Annotated in this window: 2 protein-coding genes and 1 pseudogene; all 3 read right to left on the reverse strand. The window is 52.8% G+C overall.

Translation table 11 applies throughout. From position 1 onward, the window contains the following. Positions 1–1005: peptidoglycan-binding protein (locus ACLTD4_RS03050; RefSeq protein ID WP_412331114.1), on the reverse strand; the 1005-nt coding region annotated here is incomplete at its 3' end. 62 nt (positions 1006–1067) lie between these two features. After that, positions 1068–1667, reverse strand: coding sequence for a spore protease YyaC (gene yyaC / locus ACLTD4_RS03055; protein WP_412331115.1), 600 nt, complete (start codon positions 1665–1667; stop codon positions 1068–1070). 312 nt (positions 1668–1979) lie between these two features. After that, positions 1980–2556: pseudogene (locus ACLTD4_RS03060) on the reverse strand (hypothetical protein); the annotation flags it as partial.

Here is a 2556-nt window from a genome sequence, read left to right on the forward strand (position 1 = left end):
CTCCTGGCCGCCGTTGCCAGCCGCGTTTCCGGATGCATTTTCTGCACCGCCGCTGTTGGCTGCGGCGCCGTTCTGGCTGCCCGGCTGCGTCTCCGACATGGTTTCCTTTGTCACGGCAGCCGTCGTCGGATAGACTCCACCCTCCGCTTCTTCCACCACCACATGGGACTCCGGCTTATCCTTCCCCGCCGCATTATCCTTCCCCATCAGGGCAGACTCCACCCGTTCCGGTATGGCAGACGCAATGACGCTCTCCATCTCCTGCATCCGCTCATAATTATTAAACATGACGATTCCGCCTGCCAGAATCACGATGGACATTGCCATGCACATACCACGTAAAAGCCCAAGAGTCTGGTGCCTGTCCGTCACCTCGTCCTTGTGCTCATCCATCCGCTTTCTGAATTCCTGAATAACCTTCTCATCCGATCCGGACTCAATTCTCTTCACATCCTTCCGGAGAACCATATAGTCCTGCATCATCTGGTTTCTTTCATAGTAAATACTGTAACCGCAAAGCTTATAGAATCCGTCCTCTGACGTTATGTAAACTGATTCATCTCCTTCCGCACCACTGCTCAAATACATCAGCTTATTGGGTCCCTGAAAATACTGGACATGCTGCTTCCAGTAATTGAGAGGACTTAAATCATTTCCGGGCGCTCCGCACAGAAACCAGCCCTGGACGGACCGTTTCGGAAACAGCTGCTCCACACTCTGATACGCCTTTTTCCACGCGAGCTCTGAAAAGACCACTTTCTGGCCCTGTTCCGTCACATCTTCCATTTCCATGGCGCCGTCGATAAAGATATACGGCGTCCCATCATTCATTTCCACGCTTCCGAGCAGTAGGCCGACCCGTAGGTCCTGTCCACCCGCCGGATACAGACGTCTCAAATACGTATTCACGTAGTCTTCCACATACAATTTTACGATCTGGTCACGCTCCCCGATCTGCCGTATATTCTTCGGCAGCTTCGGGAACGGATTGTACAATTCTCCCATAGGCTCACCCCGCTATTCATTTTAATCCAATGAATCATAGCACAGGATGAGCGCAAAACCTGTCAAAGGAGGGAAGCGTTTTCCCATAACTTTTCGACAAGATAAATGCTTCTGCTGATGCAGTCCGCCATCCGCATGACGACAGACAGCCGGATGCTCTGAAGCATTAAGGGATCGAAGCTGCCGCAGCTTCCGACAATACCCGTGATAAAAATGTCGCCTACCGCCTTCAGCTCCTTGCTGACTCCAAGCCCGGGCTTCAGCGATCCCTTCCCAAGGGTCACATAACCGATGTGCTCGATGTTCCCCACCGAGGCATCCACCGCCACCACCACATGATCCGGATACTGAAATTTTAGGATGGCCTGGTATGTCTCTAAATTCATGGCATGGACGGGGCGTTCCAGCGTTCCCAGAATCTCCACCCGCTCGAGCCGCTTTTCCTTCAGCTTGTACCCTATTAACGGTCCCAGACTGTCTCCCGTAGAGCGGTCGGTGCCGATACAAAGGAACACAACCCCCGCCATCTTTCCGTTTTCCTGTTCCGTACATATCAAATCATAAAGCCTCGAAGCAAACTCTTCCGCCTCGAAGGACTGTTTTGTATCATAATAATAAACTTCCCGATTGCCGCGGATTGCGATGCGTTCCCATAATCTCATAATATCCTGCCTTGCTGTCCTTCTTGTTCTCTGTTCTATTATAAGCCGCGATTTCAGGAATTATTCACGATACGAAAGAGGTTCTTTCTCGGCTTTGGATGCGGGGCCGCGCAGGGAGATTTCATATCCCAGTGTGCCGCCGTCTGGATACGAACTATAAAAATGGCCGGGAATGGCGAACACATGCATTTTGTGTCCGACAATCCCGGCCATTTTTATGGCGAGTAGGAAGCGGGGCGGACACGGGATATGAAATCTCCCTGCGCGGCCCCGCATCCAAAGCCGAGAAAGAAGCGTTCACACCCTTTTTATTCAGGGCGTGAACGCTTCCTCCTTGAAATGCACACTGCGCGCCAGTTTCAGCGCATCTTCTTTTTTATACAGGTCTCCATTTAAATAAATGGCGTACATTACATCGCTGTCCGGGCGGGCAAAAAATACATACCACATGCGGGAGGTCTGATTTTCCTCCGGAATCGGTCCATACCGTTTTTCTGCTTCTTCAAGGGATGAGGGCGTATAAAGATCATGACACAGGGGTTCCAGCAGCGCCGGCACCTCACAGTCTTCCACGGAAACCAGCTCTCCCCAGTAAGATGTGTGATTCCACGGAATTGCCGTCTCCTTCAGGCTTCCGGTATCGAAGCGCCTATACAGGTAATCGGCATTCCACCGGATTATTCCGCCGGCGGCCAGCCACGCATCGGGCACCGAATCCCGGTCCACGTACCGTCCCAGTTCTTCCAGACGCGCCTTCTGGTCCTCGTCCTCCGTCAGGAACAGACTGCCGCCGCCCCCATCTCCCAGATCAGCCCGGTAGCCGCTGTCCGTCAGTCCCTCCGGGAGCCGGTACGTCACATAATCGGCCATGGAGGCATGCGTTTCGAAA

The sequence above is a fragment of the Hungatella sp. genome, assembly GCF_046966825.1.

Coding starts and splice junctions, on each gene's coding strand:
- yyaC (WP_412331115.1), bottom strand. CDS start 1,667: ATGAGATTATGGGAACGCATCGCAATCCGCGGCAATCGGGAAGTTTAT.